Source organism: Mycolicibacterium sp. XJ879, assembly GCF_053483935.1.
In genome coordinates this window covers 72,399-88,499 of record NZ_JBEFTH010000010.1, presented here as the reverse complement: position 1 = coordinate 88,499, position 16,101 = coordinate 72,399, and the positions used below count along the sequence as shown (strand labels likewise).

Sequence of the window (16,101 nt, the reverse complement as noted above, 5' to 3'; positions counted from 1 at the left end):
CGACAAGACACAATGGGGGCGTGACCCAGTCCCAACGATCGTTCTACGACGAGGTCGGTGGCCACGAGACGTTCCGCGCGATCGTGTCGCGCTTCTACCAACTCGTGCGCGACGACGAGATCCTCTACCCGCTCTACCCGGAAAACGACCTGGACGGCGCCGAGGAGCGGCTGCGGATGTTCCTCGAGCAGTACTGGGGTGGACCGCACACCTACTCCGAGCGGCGCGGCCATCCTCGGCTGCGGATGCGCCACGTCCCCTACCGCATCGGCTACCTCGAGCGCGACGCCTGGCTGCGCTGCATGCACACCGCGATCGCGGAGATCGACTCCGAGACGCTTGACGACGTCCACCGCAAGCAGCTGCTGGGCTATCTGGAAATGGCGGCCGACTCGCTGGTCAACGCGCCGTTCTGATGCCCGCGCGCTGGTGGTCTTCGGCCGTCTTCTATCAGGTGTATCCACGGTCGTTCCGTGACAGCGACGGCGACGGTGTCGGCGACCTCGACGGCGTCACGGCCCGGCTGGACCATCTGCATTGGCTTGGCGTCGACGCGATCTGGCTCAACCCGGTGATGGTGTCGCCGATGGCCGACCACGGCTACGACGTGGCCGACGCGCGCGACGTGGATCCGCTGTTCGGCGGCCTTGGCGCGCTGGACCGGCTCATCGAGGCCGCCCACCGGCGCGGCATCAAGATCACCATGGACCTGGTACCCAACCACACCAGCTCACAGCATCCGTGGTTTCAGTCGGCGCTGCGGGCCGGCCCGGGCAGCGTCGAGCGTGAGCGCTACATCTTCCGCGACGGCGCCGGGCCGGACGGCAGCCAACCGCCGAACAACTGGGTGTCGATCTTCGGCGGCCCCGCGTGGACACGCGTAGTCGAACCCGACGGCGCACCCGGGCAGTGGTACCTGCACCTGTTCGATGCCGAGCAACCCGACCTCAACTGGGACAACCCGGAGGTGTTCGAGGATCTCGAGAAGACGCTGAGGTTCTGGATGGAACGCGGCGTCGACGGGTTCCGCATCGACGTCGCCCACGGGATGGCCAAGCCGCCGGGGCTGCCGGACATGGAGGTCGCCAGGGCCGAGATGCTGTTGGCCGATATGGACAAGGATCCCCGGTTCAACAACGACGGTGTCCACGACATCCACCGCCAGATCCGGCGTGTGTTCGACGATTTCGCGCACGCCGTCGCGATCGGGGAAGTCTGGGTCTACGACAACGAGCAGTTCTCCCGCTACGTGCGCCCCGACGAGCTGCACCTGGGCTTCAACTTCCGGCTGCTGCGGGCCCGGTTCGACGCGGCCGGCATACGCGAAGCGATCGAAAACTCCATGGCCGCTGCGGATCTGGTGGACGCCACGCCCACCTGGACGCTGTCCAACCACGATGTCGACCGCCCGCCGACCCGGTACGGCGGCGGGCAGCTCGGGCTGTCGCGGGCGTTGGCGATGACGCTGGTGATGTTGGCGTTGCCCGGGGCGGTGTTCGTCTACAACGGCGAGGAACTCGGGTTGCCCAACGTCGACCTGCCCAACGAGGCACTGCGTGACCCGATCTGGGAGCGGTCGGGACGCACACAGCGCGGACGCGACGCATGCCGGGTGCCGATGCCCTGGGATGGTGACGCGCCGCCGTTCGGGTTCTCCACCAATCCCGACACGTGGCTGCCGGTTCCGCCCGAGTGGGCGGCGCTGACGGTCGAGAAGCAGGTCGACGACCCCGATTCCACACTGTCGTTGTTCCGTCGCGCCATCGAATTGCGCTGCACCCGCGATGAATTTGACGGCCGAGCGGTCTTATGGCTGGACTCCCCCGGCGACAGTGTGGTGTTCGCGCGCGACGGTGGCTTGGTGTGTGCGCTCAATACCGGTGACACCGCCATCGCGCTGCCTGACGGCGAGTTGCTGTTGGCCAGCGCCCCACTGGTTGACGGCAAGCTGCCCCCGAACACCGCCGCCTGGCTCTCCCGGTCTTAACCGCGAGCAGATGCAGAAGCGTGTGAAAACGCGCTCAGGAACAACCCTTTGCGTCTGCTCGCCGGAATTGGGATCACGGAGCCGTGGGAGGGAGCAGCATCTGCTGCCATGTCTGACCTTCCGGCGCGTCGCTCGCGAGGTTAGCTTGCGTGTATTTGCGGCCGTCGGGTCCGACATAGGCGCCGGAGTTCGGGTCGTACTGTGCAATCGCTGCCGGCGGTGGCGTTTCGGGTCGAAGTTGCGGAACGGACTGCCCGGACAAGGTCGCGTTGGGGTCGCCCTTCCAGTTGTAGCCGTCGTTGAGAGGCACGTAATTCTCTTCGCTCTCACACATTTTGGCCGTCGGAGCGCGCTTGCCGGGGCGGGCGGCGCAGGGCAGGTTGCGCAGGCCGCGCACGTTGAACTGCGAGTCCTGCGGCACCCGGCAGTACAGGTCACCGGCGGGACGGTCGGGATAGTCGACCTCGCTTGGTGCTCGTCGCTGTTGAGCCGGTAGATATCCGGTCATACAGGGTGGCGGGAGGTTGAGGTTCAGATTGAACGACAGGTAAAGGCCGCGGTAGTCCTGTTTCGTGTCGCGGTTCGCCAGGCCCGCGCCTTGCAGGATCTCCAGCCCCGGTGGAGTCAGCACCAGGAGTTGTTCCAAGTTGGGTTGGTAGGTGACGGCCACGTCGGCGACGCTGACCAGGTTCGCCATCAAAATCGGCAGTGTCGGTTGCACACGATCGAACATGCTGCGAACCTCCTCCGCGGCGTCCGGACCGGTGTCCAAAATGCCCCGCAGCGCCGTGTCCTTTTCCTGCACCTGGCGGGTGATCTGCGCGGTGTTGGCGGCCCAAGCTTGAATCGAGTCGGAGGTGTCGATCTGGGTGTCCAGAATCGGCTGAGACTCGTCGATCAGGGTGGTCAACGCGTCTAGATTGTCGCGCGCATCGATGGCCAGTGTGGTGCTGGATCTGACAATCCGTGACAGTTCGGGACCCAGACCGCCCACGGCGGTGAACGCTTCATCAATGGCCGTCTTCAGGTTGTCGTGCGGAATCGCTTGCAAGCCCCGGTTAGTCGCGCTCAGAAGCGCGTTGATGTCGGCAGGGACCGTTGTGCGGTCAGCGGGTATCACGTCGCCGTTCTTCAGCATCGGGCCACCATCGCTGCGCGGCACGAGCGCGATGAACTGTTCGCCCAGCGCCGTCTGGCTGTGTACGTGCGCATCCAGGTCGGCGGGTATGTCGATGCCGGTCTGCATGGTGAGAACGGCATCCACTCCGGTCGGGCTCAACCGCACATCCTTGACGAGGCCGACCTCGGTTCCGCGGTAGGTGACGTTGGCATTGGAGTAGAGCCCGGCGGCGACGGGCAGGTTCACGGTGACCTGGTACTGGCCCGCGCCGAAAAGAAGATTCGGCACTCTGAGATACGTCAATGCCATGGCGCCGCCGGCGAGCAGGGAGATCACGGCGAAGAACACCAGCTGCAACTGGACTCGTCTGTTGAGATGCATGTTACGGCCCCTGATCCCAGCGGTAAGGCGCCATCAGCGGGTTACTTGCGGTGTAGGGGCTGGGCAGCTGACCGATGGTGCGACCCCATTGCAGCTCCAACTCCGTAAGGTCGCCCTCCCAACGAGTTCCGGTGAACAGTGCCGAGTCCATCCGGCTGAGGGTCAGGTCCGCGACGACGGTGACGTTGGCGTAGTCGCCGCGCATCCAATTGGTCAGGGTTTCCTTCGGGAAGGGGTAGGTGGTCAGCAGGCCGAGCGAACGTGTCAAGGCGGGTCCGGCGTTCGCAAGCGACTCGAGCACCGGGCCGAGGTCTTTGAGTTCCTGAACCAGCGCGCCCCGGGTCTGGTGGACCGAGTCGGACGCCAGTGCGCCGAACTTACCCAACTGGTCGAATACCTCGACAAGGTTGTCGCGCTGGCTGTTCAGGACTGCCAGGCCATCTGGGATCGCTTCGAGAGCCTCGTCGACCACAGGTTTCTGAGCAGCGAACTGTTCGACGAGCCGGTTGAAACTTTCGGTCGCGGAAATGATGTCGTCGGTTTGATCGTTGGTTCGGGCCATGAAGGTGTCCAGCTGCCTCAGCAGGCTCCGCAGGTCATCTTCGCGGCCGGCGAATGCGGTGCTCAACGCCTTGGTGATGTCGTGAACCTGCCCGATTCCACCCCCGTTGAGCAGCAGTGACGCCGCGGCGAGCGTCTGTTCAGTCGATGGGTAAGCGCGGCCGGACGACAATGGAATCAAGGAGCCTTGGCGGAGCCTGCCCTGTGGTGGTGTGTCGGTCGGCGGTGCGAGTTCGAGGTGCAGCGATCCCAGCAGGCTGGTCTGCCCGACCGAGATCGTGGCGTTGGCAGGTACGTTGACGTCACCGTTGAGCCTGATCGTCACCAGTGCGTGCCACGCCTGCCGTTCGATCGTGGTAACGGTGCCCACGTTCACATCGCCGACGCGGACGCGGGAGTTCTGCTGAATGTTGTGCACATCGGGCATCTGCGCCTGGATCGTGAAGGCGCCCGGGCCACGACCTTGAGTGCCGGGCAGTGGAAGGGCGTTCAATCCGCGCCAACCGCACCCGGACAACACTGTGCTCAACACCATCGCTGCCGCCACACCGGCGGTTCGCCACCGGCGTGTCCGCGTCATGGTGCCGCCTCGGGCGGAACCATCATTCCGGGTAACCCGGCGCCCGGATCGGTTTGCCGCCCCGGTTGCTCCGCGCCCGGTATCGCCGCATCAGGCAAAGGGACCTCGGCGGGCAGGGTCGAGGAGTGATCCACCTGCGGTATCGGTTGGGGTGGAACGTAATCCGGCCGCATCCAGTCCTCGCTGTAGGTGACTTCGTTGGGACGTACGCTGGCGCCGACGAATGGGTTGAGCCCGAGCGGCAGAAAGTTGTACTGGCGGTTCTTCACGATCGGCGCCAGATACTGCACACACAGTTTGGACGACTGTTCTGCGTTCAGCCGTGATGCGGCCTGTATCGCGCCGCACAGAAAGGTGATGGGATCGCTGAAGTTGTTGGCCGACAACGCTCCGCTGAGGGTGCCCTGGGCGGGTTGATACGAGTTGATCAGGTTGGCCTGTCCCGTGGGAGCGGCGTGCAGGAACTGCTTGATGTCGTCGATGCTGTCGACCAAGATCTGGGCGACGGACGCCAGCCTGTCTGACGTCGTACCTATGCTTTCGCGGTTGTCCGCAACGAACGTTTTCACTTCACCCACGACGGAATTCAGGTCCTCGATGGCGTGCGCCACTTCGCCGGGTTCGTCGGCCAGCAGTCCCGTGACAGACGCGAGGTTGCTGTTGAGCTGTCGTATCAGCACCGTACTGTCCTGCAACGCCGACACCAGCGAAGACAGATTCTTGACGCTGGTGAACATGTCGTCGCTGTGATCACCGAGAGACGACAGCGCCTGCGAGAGTTCGATGATCGCATCGCGAATCGCCGGTCCCTGCCCCCGCAGGTTCTCAGCCGTGGTGTTGACGAAGGAGCCCAGGGTGCTGACGCCGCCTGTTTCAGTGGGCTGTAGCGCCTCGGTGAGCCGCTCGAGTTGACCGCGGAAGTCGTCCCACTCCATCGGTACCGCAGTGCGGTCTTCACCGATCACCGCATCGTCGGGCAGGGTCGGGCCTGACCGATACGGCGGGGTGAGCTGAATTGACCTCGCTGTCACCAGTGTCGGCGACAGAATCACTGCCTTGACGTCGGCCGGAACGGAATAGGAACCGTCGACCCAGAACGTGATCTTCACCGTCGTGGGTTGCGGTTCGATAGCGTCGATCTTGCCGACAGTGACGCCTCGGATCCGGACGTCGTCGCCGACGAAGACGCCGTTGCTGTTCTGGAAGAACGCCACCACACGGGTGCGGTTCGTCTCGCGCGCGGACCCAATCAACAGGGCCGCCGCGCCGACCAGGCAAACAATCAAGGCCATGAATACGCCGATACGCGTGTGTGCCCTGCTCATCGGTCACCCTGCCCGGAAGCGTGTTCGGCCGACGGCTGCGCCGGAGGCCCTGGTGGCGGTCCGCCCGGCGGTGGTGGTGGCAGGGGTTCACGGTACGGATAGCGCGGATCACCGGGCTTGCCGGTGATGGCGTCGGGCAGCTTCAACCTTGGCTCGCCACCCTGCCCGGTGCGCGGAAAGGGCACCGGCATCGCGGGTGTGCCGGGCTGGCCGACTTGCGGATCGGTACGCTCCGAGGGGGCGAGCACATTCGGATCCAAACCCAAGTCGGAGAAGGCGGCATCGACGAACGGTTGCACGAACTGACCGGGCAACAGGTTGGCGACGTATGCGTTGAAGAACGGCCCGGAGCTCACCGATTCGCTCAGGGCCATCACGTACGCAGATAGGCCGCGGAAGGCTTCCCGCACTTCGGCTTTGCGGTTGTCGATCGTTGCAAGCACCCCGTTCAACTTGTCGAGCGCAGGTTTCATGGTCGACCGGTTCTCCGCGATGAACCCGAGGATCTGCTTGGCCAATGCCGAGATGTTGCCCGAGATCTGGTCCAGTGCAACACTTTGGCTTTGCAGTTGTGCGAGCATGGCGTTGGTGTCGGAGATGAGCCGTACGATTTGGTCGGTACGCCCGGCCAAGACTCCCGTTGCTTTCCGGGCGTTCGCCAGCAGCTGACGCAACTCTGTGTCACGTCGGCTGATGGTTTCGGAGAAGCGGGCGACGCCGTCGACCGCGACCTTCAGCTGAGGTGGGGTGTCGCGTAGCGTCTCGCTCAGCGTTCGCAGCGAGTCGGATAACTGGCCGGTGTCCAGTCCGCTGATGGTCGCCGTCAGGTCGCCGATGGCGTCGGGAAGCTGGTAGGGAGACGTGGTCCGCTCGATCGGGATGGTGCCCGACAACCGCCCCTGCCCGCGCGGCGTAATACCCACAACCTTGTTACCCAGGAGGCCGACGGTCTTGATGGCGGCTTCGGTTCGTTCCCCTAGACGAACATCGTCAGCGACCGAGAAGGTGACCAACACCCCCTCGGGTTCGAGGTCGATACTGCGCACCTGTCCGGCACGAAAGCCCGATACCTGCACTGGGGCGCCGGTCGTCAGACCGCCCGCTTCGTCGAAGTACGCGGAATACGTCGTATCGGAGGCGAAGAACGGTACCTTGGTGAAGTTGAAGGCGCCCACAGTAATCACCGCAACCGCTGTTAGCGCGATGGCTCCGATGATGATGGGGTTGCGTTCTCTGAAGGGCTTCATCGTGGGGTGCACCTGCCTGTGGATTGACCGGCGACTTTGACGTAAACAGGCTGGCCGCCTTTACCGTTCAACTTCAGCACCACATCGCACATGTAGAAGCTGAAGAAGTCGCCATAGATTGCCTGTCTTCCCAGCACGCGGTAAGCGTCCGGCAGTGTCGTGAGCAGGTCGTCGAAGTACTCGTGATCGGCAAGCACGGTTCCTGCAGCACGGTCGGTTTCGGCAACCACCTTCTTTAGCGGCTCGCGGGTCTCAGTGAGCAGACCGGCGATGCTGCTGGCGGCTTCGTTGGCGTGCGCCACACCAGTGCTGAGGTCTTGCTTGCGCTTCTCGAGCCCATGGACAAGCTCCGATAGCGAGTCGACGGCCTTGTCGAATTTGTCGGTGTGATCGCCGAGCGAGGCCAGTACCGTATTCAGGTTGACCACGACCTGCCCAATCAGTTCGTCCCTGTCGGCCAGCGTGTTGGTCAGCGCAGCGGTCTGGGTGAGGATCGACCCGATCGTGGGTCCCTGGCCTTGAAACGCCGAGATCAGCTGCCCCGCCAACGCATTTACTTGATCGGGTTCCAACGCACGAAACAGTGGCCGGAATCCGCCGATCAGCGCGTCGAGGTCGAGTGCCGGCGCGGTTTGGGTCATCGGAATCGTGTCACCCGCGACGAGCTTTTCGGTTCCACCGGCGCCGTCCTCCAATGACAGATAGCGACCTCCGATCAGGTCGTCGTATCGAATAACCGCTCTGCTGCCTTCCGTCAAGATCACGGAGTCATCGGCACTGAATTCGACCAACGCGGTGGAATCATCTTGGATCGCTATGTGTTTCACTTTGCCAACCTCAACGCCGGCGATACGGACGAAGTTGCCGTTCTCCAACCCGGTCACCGTGCTGAAGGCGGCGTTGTAGGTGGTCTCCTCCTGGAATCTCAGCTGCGCGAAGATGGCGATCAGTCCGAATGCACCCAGCGCACACACCACGAAGAAGATCCCCAGGCGGATCAGGAGTCCCCGCAGATTACGTCGCAAGGTAATTCACCTCCTCCATATGGTGCTGGCTGACGGGCGTTGATGCGATCACGATGACGGCGGCGCTTCCTCGGCGGGCCCTGACCCAGGTGGCGGTGGCGGTGGAACACCCGGGTACAGCGGTGTGCCGTCGGATCCGTATTGCGGGGCACCGTAGGGCGGCGCACCGAAGTATGGAAATGGACCGGGAGCCGGACCGCCCGGATAGCGGATGCTCGGCGGCTCGGGCACCGCCCGAGTGACTGGCAGGTAGTTGGCCCAACCGGGGAAACCGATCCCGGGGTTGGGACGGACGTCGAGGCCGGACCCGAACCCGGTGTTGGCCACCAGGTAACGGACAGGCCAGCTCTTCGCGACGTCGGGTAGCGAACCACAACCGGGCTTGCCGCCGGGACCGCCCTTGGCGGCGATGACGGGTAGGTTCTGTGGATACCGGTACGGATCATCGCCCATGAGCAAGGCCGCGTCCATGATGAGCGACTTGCCGTTGCCACCACCGGCGTAGTGCCGCAACCCGTGGTCGAGGGTGTTCTGAGCGCCGACGAGAAGACAGGTCAGTGTCGGGTTGTATTTCATCAACAGGTTCGTCGTCGGCTCGATCAGATTGATGGCTCTGATCAAATTGTCCTTGCTCGCGCCCAGAACGTTTATCCCGCTGCGCGATAGGCCCACAACACCAAGCAGTAGTGCGTCGAGCTGCCCCGCCTGGTCAGTCAGCGTCACGCTCGTGGTGGTCGCGGCGCCAAGGGTATCGATGATGTCCTGCGCGGCGACGCTGTAGGTCTCGCTGACCTTTTCGATTGCGCGCCAGTTCGCACGCATTGTCTCGGATCGCGAATTCAGCGCGATCAGAACGTCATTTGCGGCTGTCGTAGCCTCGCCCATGCGTTCACCCTGGCCGCGCACACCTTCGGCGAACGCCGCCAGAATCGCGTTCAACTTCGCCGGATCGATCTGGTTGATCAACTCCACCAGGTTTTGGAAGACGGTGTTCACCTCGACGGAGACGTTCTTCGACTCCAGCACCGCACCGGCGGAAAGTCGTTGCGGATCCGGATCTCTGGGATACACCAGGTCAACAAACTTCGCCCCGAACAGCGAAGTCGCGTCGATACGGGCTTCGACGTTGGCCGGGATGTACTGGACCTGATCGGGGTCGATCTCTAGTCGAAGGGTCACCGAGTCGGACGCACCGGAGATCATGGCGACCCGCCCGACCTGAACCCCACGCATCTTCACCTTTGCGTACGGTTCCATCACTAGGCCCGCGCGCTCCGAAGTCAATGTGACGGGCACCGTCGGCGTGAATGACCGGTTAAACGCACCCATACAGACAGCTACTGCGACGGTCAATCCGACAACCAGGAACGCAGCCCACCACTCGGATGCGATTCGCGGATTACCCACTCTGGACGACATCGCACTACCCGGAGAAGTTGAAGATGCCGGTCTGGCCGTAGATGGCGAGAGTGACGAACAGAATCAGGAAGCTCGACGCAACCAGTGAGGTACGGGTGGCGCGCCCGACTGCCTCCCCCACCCCGACAGGACCACCGCTAGCCGTGTAACCGTAATAGGTGTGAATCAGCATGATCACCACGGCTTGCATGATTGTGACGGCGAACGATCGCAATACATCGCCGGGAACCAGGAATGTGTTGAAGTAGTGGTTGTACACCCCGGCCGACTGGCCGTAGAACACCGTCGTGCCGAACCGGGCAGCGGTATAGGCCATCAGTAGCGCGACGGAGTAGAGGGGAAGGACGACAATCACCCCTGCCGCCACTCGTGTTGAGGCCAGGTAAGCAATCGAGCGGATACCCATGACCTCCAATGCGTCGATCTCTTCGTTGATCCGCATGGCGCCCAACTGTGCGGTGGCTCCGGCACCTATCGTGGCGGCCATCGCGATTCCCGCTGTGGACGGCGTGATCAGTCGAGTGTTGAGAAAGGCCGACGCGAAGCCGACCAGGGCGTCCACTCCGACCTGGGACAACTGGTTGTAGCCCTGCGCCGCAATGAGCCCACCTGTCGACATGGTCAGGAAGGCGACGACAGCGACCGTGCCTCCGATCACCGCGAGCGCACCGGTTCCGAGGCTCATCGCCGCGACCTGTCGCAACAACTCGGACTTGTACCGGATGAGGACGTCGACGATCGAAATGATTGTCTGGCCGTAGAACCGGGTTTGATCGCCGATTTGTCGCCAGCCGGACCTCGCCCCGTCTACCGCGATCATGGTCCGCGGTAGACGTTGTCGGAGAACGACACCCGCGCTCATTTGGTGACCTCGAACCCGATCGCGGTGACGACGATATTGATGACGAAAAGCAGAACGAACGAGAACACCACCGTTTCGTTGACCGCGTTGCCCACTCCCGCCGGTCCGCCACCGACCGTGGTGCCCTGGTAACAGGCGATCAGACCAGCCGCCAGGCCGAACAGTGTTGCCTTCACCATGGATATCAACACGTCGCTCAGCCCAGTGATGAATGTCATGCCCGCCACGAATGCGCCGGGCGTGACGTGTTGGAAGAACACCGAGAACAAGAAGCCGCCTGTCAGCCCCGTGAGCGTCACCAGGGAAGACAGCAGCAACGCCACCACGGTGGCAGCGAGCACCCGCGGCGCAACCAGGGCCTGCATCGGGTCAATGCCCATGACTCGCAGCGCGTCGAGCTCTTCACGGATGGTGCGTGCCCCTAGGTCGGCACACATGGCCGCCGCACCTGCACCGGCAACGACAAGCACGGTCACGAAGGGGCCGATCTGGTTGACTGCCCCGATCGCGGCGCCGGTGCCGGAGAAGTCGGCGGCTCCGAATTCCATGAGCAGCACATTGAACGTGAAGACGGTCATGACAACCAATGGAATGGACAGCATCAGCGTCGGAATGAGCGACACCCTGGCCACAAACCAGGTTTGCTCCAAGAACTCGCGCCACGCGAACGGTGGTTTGAACAGCGTGACGAACGCATCGAGGGAAAAGGCGCAGAAGTCACCGACGTTGCGCAGCGGCTTCAAGAAGGTGGTGCGCGGTGACCCGGGGGCTTTCTCGGCACGTCCGGTACTCTTCGCCGCCGTTTCGACGTGGTTGACGGCCACGTGTTCACCTGCTCACGGTCGCGGTAGGTGAAGGATCTGGGTGACGGCGATTCTCGTTCGCGGTTCCGGGGGTCACCACGAGCCTCATGCCTTGGCCAGGTGTGAATACGTGGCACGGAGTTCTTTCTTGAGGATCTTGCCGCTCGGGTTCTTCGGTAGTGACTCGACGAAGACGAGGAATTTTGGTCGTTTGTAACCGCCCAACACCTGCCGAGCATGCTTGTCGACGTCTTCGGAGGTAAGCCTCGCACCTTGTTTGGGAACCACTGCTGCGGTGACTGCTTCGATCCAGTGCGGATGCGGTACGCCGAAAACGGCGACCTCCGCGACACCGTCGAGCAGGTAGAGCGCTTCCTCCACTTCCCGGGAGGCAACATTTTCTCCTCCGGTCTTGATCATGTCTTTCTTGCGGTCGACCACGGTGAGATAGCCGTCCTCATCGATCACGCCAAGATCGCCTGAATGAAACCACCCACTGCGGAAAGCGTTGGCCGTCTTCTCTTCGTCGTTGTAGTAACCAAGCGTGGCGTGCGGTGAGCGATGCACGATCTCGCCCACTTCGCCACAGGCAACGTCGACATCGTCCTCGTCGACCACCCGGGTCTCCACATTCAGCGATGGTCGTCCTGCCGAACCAGCACGGGAAAGCTGTTCTTCCGGGCGCAAGATCGTGGCTAGCGGGGCCATCTCGGTTTGTCCGTAGAAATTCCAGAACCGCACGTTCGGCAAGCGCCGGGAAAGTTCCTTGAGTACCTCCACGGGCATCGGCGATGCGCCGTAGTACCCCTTGGCGAGGCTGGACAAGTCTCGCACGTCGAAATCGGGATGCCGCAGTAGGGAGATCCACACGGTGGGTGGACAGAACAGCTTTGTGACCTTCTCCCGCTCAATCGTTTCAAGCAACGCTTCGGCGTCTGGACGCGGCAAGATAATGCTGGTTGCACCGAGATAGACATCGACCGAGAAAAAGCAGTCGAGCTGCGCACAGTGATACATCGGCAGACTGTGCAACTCGATGTCGTCCGAACTCATGCCTCCATCCACAGCACACGAGACGTACTGGCTGATCAACGAACGTGAGGTGAGGACAACCCCTTTGGGGCGAGACTCGGTCCCGGAGGTGTACATCAGGCGCAGCGGGTCGTCGTCTTCGATCAACACATCCGGCGACGTGGCGTCACCGGCATCAATCCAGCCATCGACGTCTTCCCAGTTGCCAGCCGGCGGTGTGTCGGCCAGCCGAATCCAGCCCAGCACAGCGTCGGTGATCTTCGCCGATGACAGCGCCTGCTCGGCAACCGGAGTCAACGCATCCTCGACGACCAGGCTCTTGGCGCCCGCATGGGCGAGGATGAACGCGACCTCGTCGGCGTTGAGCATGAAGTTGATCGGCACCAACACCACACCGACTCGTGCGGTTGCGAATGCCAAAACGGCGAACTGCCAACAGTTATGGGACAAAATGGCGAGCCGGTCGCCTTTGACCAAGCCCCTTGCCGTGAGATTGTTCGCGCATCGATTCACTGCAGCATCGAACTCACGGAAAGTCACTCGGCGGTGGTCAGCAATGACGGCGACCTTGGCTGGGTACCGAAGTGCCGTGCGGCGCAGGAGGTCGCCTAAGCCGTGTTGGCGGGCGCGGGTCACACTGGCCGCAGTCGCTACAGATGAAGCAGTGCTCATCATGACCATCCCCTCCGGGTTTCGGACAGTGCTCACGGCAGACGCCTTGTGTATCGATGGCCTCGCCGGCGGGTCGAACCTGTGTGTCGCAGCGTGCCCACCGAATCGAAGAGTAGCCTATAGTTTGATCAAAACAAAGGGTTTTCTGCGTCTTTTATGCGGAATATACAGATGATGTGATCAAATCCGGTCGCACCCGGGTGGCCTTCAGCTGCCGCCCGAAGACCGCACAGGCTCGAGCGCAGGTTCATCAGTCCTCCACCGGGTCGTGGGAGCATCGCCGATGGGCAGCGACGTCGTGTTCTCTGGCGAAATGGATGAAAAGGTCGCTGCGCAATCCCTGCCAGCACATCACCAGCAGTCCACTCACAACCACTGCGGCAACGACGATTACGGCCAGCAGAACCCCCACTTCACGTCCCCTTGAGGAAGTCCTGGGTGGGATAAAGATTGCCCCACGCGTCGAATCCGGCACGATCGGACCAGGTTCGCGCAGGGGTGTCATGGTTGACGACCGACATCTCACAAGACAGTTCGAGCCTGTGCCCGTCGGGCATGATGAAGTAGGCAAAGATATTGCCGCCCGCTCTATGACGGCTCACCCCGAGTTCAAGATGTGTGTCAGCCGCCGCGAGAACGTCAATCGCCATCTTCACGTGGTCGATACTCGACATCGCCAGTGCCCAGTGGTGCATGCGCGTTTCCCCCATCGTCACCGCGACGTCGTGATGCAGCAGACCCTTGCGGATGAAGCTGCCATGCCACATGCCGGAATTGGGATCCAGCTCAATGTGCTCGGTCTCGCGCCACTTGAGCACATCGACGAACAACTTCGACGTTGCCTTGACGTCGGTGGACTGGATTGCGATGTGGTCCAGATCCAATGGCTGAAAGCCACGACGTGACGCCATAGTCGGCTCTGCGAGGACGTGGTAACGATTGTCAGCGACCAGCACGTAGTCCACCGCGAGACCGGAGTCAAGGACCCATTGCATTCCCTCGGCTTGGTTCGGGTGCGCTCCGTCGGTACGAGTCGTGCTCAATCCCGCTTGCTTCAAAGCACGTTCGGCATCTTCGATCTCGGCCAGGTCGTCAGCGCGGAACGCGACACGACTGACTCCGGTCGGCCCTTCTCTGAAGGCGACATCCCAGTTGCCGTCGAACCCGCAGCCGAGATACACCGCGTCACCGGTGCGCGCGATTTCTACGAGGCCGATGACTTCCTGGTAGAAACTGACAGTCGAGTCGACGTCGTTGACATAGAGCTCGAGGTGTTCAATCGACTGAATTCCCACTGTTCCTCCGAGGGTCGGCTGGTATGACGGGCAGGATGAGATAAGGCGGTTGACGATCGGACGAGTGCAGGGTGACCGTCCCCCCAAAGACGTCCCGGGGCCGGTCCCGAGGGTCTCCATGCATGGCATCGGCAGGGTTATACCAGTCCACCGAGGGTTGACTGTCGGACGACTCGTGTTGATAGTCGTGCCCTTGAATGGTGAGCGCAAGCGTGTACCCGCCTGGAACGACGATGGACGTCGGCCAGATCTCGACGTCGAGTTCATAAACCTCCCCTGGCACAAGGGGATCCGGATCGTCGTGCGTGTGGTATGGGCGGTATGGCGTGCTCTGATCGGGATCAAGCTTGCGGTGAGATCCGCGCAGCCATCCCTGCGAGACGGGAGTGTGCGGATCGTTCGCACCGGTAAAGGTGATCTCGTTGCCAACGGGGTCGAAGACGCGCAGTACCAGAAAGAGGTCGACATCGGGGGTGGATGACGAGACGAACAACTTCGCGGCTGCGGGCCCTGTGATCTCGGTATCGACGTCGACAACCATCCGGTAGGTCAGGCCGCCATTCAATGCTCGGTAGCTCGCCTGCCTTTCACCGGCCAACGGCACCCGGTCAAGCTCTAGGTCGGAATGATTCAGGTACAGCTTTTCCCAGTCGGTGCCCGGAAGGGGCCAATCCTGTTCGTACCGAAGCGACGTCGTCCCATCGACGTGCCGAACATTCAGGATCACTGGCGGGACATCGTCCCAACCGTTCGGTTCGTCCTTGAGAAAGTGATCAAAAAAGCGCTTCTGCAACTCCCGGCCGTAGTCGGTGTAAAAGTGTGTCCAGTGCTCGAGGTCGTGCAGTTCGAGCCACTTCTGCCGCGATCCCGCACGCACAAAGCCCTCAACGTTGCCCCGCAGGTGAAGCCCCTGCCCACCGATGTTGGCCGCAGACAGTAGCGGGACCTCGATGGCAGACAGGTCAGCGTTAAGCACCGTGAAGTACTCATCGAAGGTGGGATGGTCGTAGAGCTCCGAGATCAAGTCGGCACGATTCTGCGCGCGCACCTCGTCCGGCAAGGTTTCGTCTCCAAAGACCGGAACACCGGTGACAGGGTTCCGCCGGCCACGCTCACCGACGCCGTACTGCGCCTTGTCGATCCGGTTGCGATACCAGCGCGGGATGAACGTCGACAAGATTCCGCCGTGGCGTCGCGCGTCGCGATAGTGATCGGAGCAGCCCTCCCAGGGGCAGATGGCCGTCAAATGCGGTGGCCGCCGTGCAGCTACTTGCCACTGGTTCATTGCAAGGTAGGAGATCCCGATGAGCCCGACTCGCCCGTTGCTCCAGGGCTGGGTTCCAGCCCATTCGATGCAGTCGTAATAATCTTGCGTCTCACGGGGAGACCAGTGGTCCACATATCCGGGGCTGCGTCCCATACCGCGGGAGTCGACACGCACCACCGCGTACCCGTGCGGAACCCACTTCTCCGGGTCGATCGCCTCCCAATTGGCGTAACGATTACTGGAACCCGCGGGCACATCGGGATGTTCGGTGCACAGCGCATTCCATTGATCCGGCCGGCCTTCGGCGAAGTTCAGCCCTTTTCCGTACGGCGTGTAGCAGAGCAGTACGGGATGTCGGCCCGCCGTGGGGCGATATACGTCGGCGCGAAGGGAAAGGCCGTCGTCAGCTTCAATCTCGACATCCCAGTCAATCTGCATATCTTCGCTGCCGTAGGCCATCACCACCATCTTTCTGCCGGCTGCGCGGTTAGGCTGCGGCCGGCGGGGGTTGTCGTCATTTGATCA

The 16,101-nt window shown here is 62.4% G+C and carries 13 protein-coding genes; 2 read left to right on the top strand and 11 right to left on the bottom strand.

Features of this window, described 5'->3' with window-relative positions; all coding sequences use genetic code 11:
• Positions 1–20: 20 nt before the first annotated feature.
• Both ABQF13_RS20245 and ABQF13_RS20240 read left to right on the top strand, forming a co-directional pair.
• Positions 21–416 (top strand): globin, encoded by a 396-nt coding sequence (locus ABQF13_RS20245; RefSeq protein WP_448394574.1) that lies wholly within the window; start codon positions 21–23, stop codon positions 414–416.
• A complete protein-coding gene (locus ABQF13_RS20240) occupies positions 416–1,987 on the top strand; it encodes a glycoside hydrolase family 13 protein (RefSeq protein ID WP_448394573.1) in 1,572 nt (523 codons plus the stop codon). Before ABQF13_RS20245 ends, ABQF13_RS20240 begins: the two co-directional genes overlap by 1 nt.
• A 73-nt stretch (positions 1,988–2,060) precedes the next feature.
• On the opposite strand, the gene ABQF13_RS20235 is transcribed toward ABQF13_RS20240, so the two are convergent.
• The 11 genes from ABQF13_RS20235 to ABQF13_RS20185 all read right to left on the bottom strand — a co-directional run bounded on the left by ABQF13_RS20235 (position 2,061) and on the right by ABQF13_RS20185 (position 16,035).
• Positions 2,061–3,488 (bottom strand): MCE family protein, encoded by a 1,428-nt coding sequence (locus tag ABQF13_RS20235; protein WP_448394572.1) that lies wholly within the window; start codon positions 3,486–3,488, stop codon positions 2,061–2,063.
• A gap of 1 nt (position 3,489) precedes the next feature.
• The gene (locus ABQF13_RS20230; protein WP_448394571.1) at positions 3,490–4,629 is read right to left on the bottom strand and encodes an MCE family protein; all 1,140 of its coding nucleotides are present in this window, start codon (positions 4,627–4,629) and stop codon (positions 3,490–3,492) included.
• On the bottom strand, positions 4,626–5,954 hold the full coding sequence (locus tag ABQF13_RS20225; RefSeq protein WP_448394570.1) for an MCE family protein: 1,329 nt from the start codon (positions 5,952–5,954) through the stop codon (positions 4,626–4,628). The genes ABQF13_RS20230 and ABQF13_RS20225 overlap by 4 nt, the downstream gene beginning before the upstream one ends.
• Complete coding sequence (locus ABQF13_RS20220) at positions 5,951–7,201, bottom strand: MCE family protein (RefSeq protein WP_448394569.1); 1,251 nt, start codon at positions 7,199–7,201, stop codon at positions 5,951–5,953. The genes ABQF13_RS20225 and ABQF13_RS20220 overlap by 4 nt, the downstream gene beginning before the upstream one ends.
• Positions 7,198–8,226 carry an MCE family protein gene (locus ABQF13_RS20215; RefSeq protein ID WP_448394568.1) on the bottom strand — a complete coding sequence of 343 codons (1,029 nt, stop codon included), beginning with the start codon at positions 8,224–8,226 and terminating at the stop codon, positions 7,198–7,200. The genes ABQF13_RS20220 and ABQF13_RS20215 overlap by 4 nt, the downstream gene beginning before the upstream one ends.
• A gap of 48 nt (positions 8,227–8,274) precedes the next feature.
• Entirely contained in the window at positions 8,275–9,645 is a 1,371-nt protein-coding gene (locus ABQF13_RS20210) for an MCE family protein (protein WP_448394567.1), read from the bottom strand.
• 4 nt (positions 9,646–9,649) lie between these two features.
• Positions 9,650–10,507 carry an ABC transporter permease gene (locus tag ABQF13_RS20205; protein WP_448394566.1) on the bottom strand — a complete coding sequence of 286 codons (858 nt, stop codon included), beginning with the start codon at positions 10,505–10,507 and terminating at the stop codon, positions 9,650–9,652.
• A complete protein-coding gene (locus ABQF13_RS20200; RefSeq protein WP_448394565.1) occupies positions 10,504–11,250 on the bottom strand; it encodes an MlaE family ABC transporter permease in 747 nt (248 codons plus the stop codon). Before ABQF13_RS20200 ends, ABQF13_RS20205 begins: the two co-directional genes overlap by 4 nt.
• A gap of 165 nt (positions 11,251–11,415) precedes the next feature.
• On the bottom strand, positions 11,416–13,014 hold the full coding sequence (locus ABQF13_RS20195) for an acyl-CoA synthetase (protein WP_448394674.1): 1,599 nt from the start codon (positions 13,012–13,014) through the stop codon (positions 11,416–11,418).
• A gap of 413 nt (positions 13,015–13,427) precedes the next feature.
• Positions 13,428–14,309: a VOC family protein gene (locus ABQF13_RS20190; RefSeq protein ID WP_448394564.1), complete on the bottom strand. Its 882-nt coding sequence runs from the start codon at positions 14,307–14,309 to the stop codon at positions 13,428–13,430.
• Positions 14,290–16,035, bottom strand: coding sequence for a CocE/NonD family hydrolase (locus ABQF13_RS20185; protein ID WP_448394563.1), 1,746 nt, complete (start codon positions 16,033–16,035; stop codon positions 14,290–14,292). Before ABQF13_RS20185 ends, ABQF13_RS20190 begins: the two co-directional genes overlap by 20 nt.
• Positions 16,036–16,101 lie beyond the last annotated feature (66 nt).

What these genes read in the sequence shown, in the direction of transcription:
- ABQF13_RS20220 (WP_448394569.1), bottom strand. Translation starts at nt 7,201, where the DNA reads ATGAAGCCCTTCAGAGAACGCAACCCCATCATCATCGGAGCCATCGCG.
- ABQF13_RS20235 (WP_448394572.1), bottom strand. Translation starts at nt 3,488, where the DNA reads ATGCATCTCAACAGACGAGTCCAGTTGCAGCTGGTGTTCTTCGCCGTG.
- ABQF13_RS20210 (WP_448394567.1), bottom strand. Translation starts at nt 9,645, where the DNA reads ATGTCGTCCAGAGTGGGTAATCCGCGAATCGCATCCGAGTGGTGGGCT.
- ABQF13_RS20230 (WP_448394571.1), bottom strand. Translation starts at nt 4,629, where the DNA reads ATGACGCGGACACGCCGGTGGCGAACCGCCGGTGTGGCGGCAGCGATG.
- ABQF13_RS20185 (WP_448394563.1), bottom strand. Translation starts at nt 16,035, where the DNA reads ATGGCCTACGGCAGCGAAGATATGCAGATTGACTGGGATGTCGAGATT.
- ABQF13_RS20225 (WP_448394570.1), bottom strand. Translation starts at nt 5,954, where the DNA reads ATGAGCAGGGCACACACGCGTATCGGCGTATTCATGGCCTTGATTGTT.
- ABQF13_RS20240 (WP_448394573.1), top strand. Translation starts at nt 416, where the DNA reads ATGCCCGCGCGCTGGTGGTCTTCGGCCGTCTTCTATCAGGTGTATCCA.
- ABQF13_RS20195 (WP_448394674.1), bottom strand. Translation starts at nt 13,014, where the DNA reads ATGAGCACTGCTTCATCTGTAGCGACTGCGGCCAGTGTGACCCGCGCC.
- ABQF13_RS20205 (WP_448394566.1), bottom strand. Translation starts at nt 10,507, where the DNA reads ATGAGCGCGGGTGTCGTTCTCCGACAACGTCTACCGCGGACCATGATC.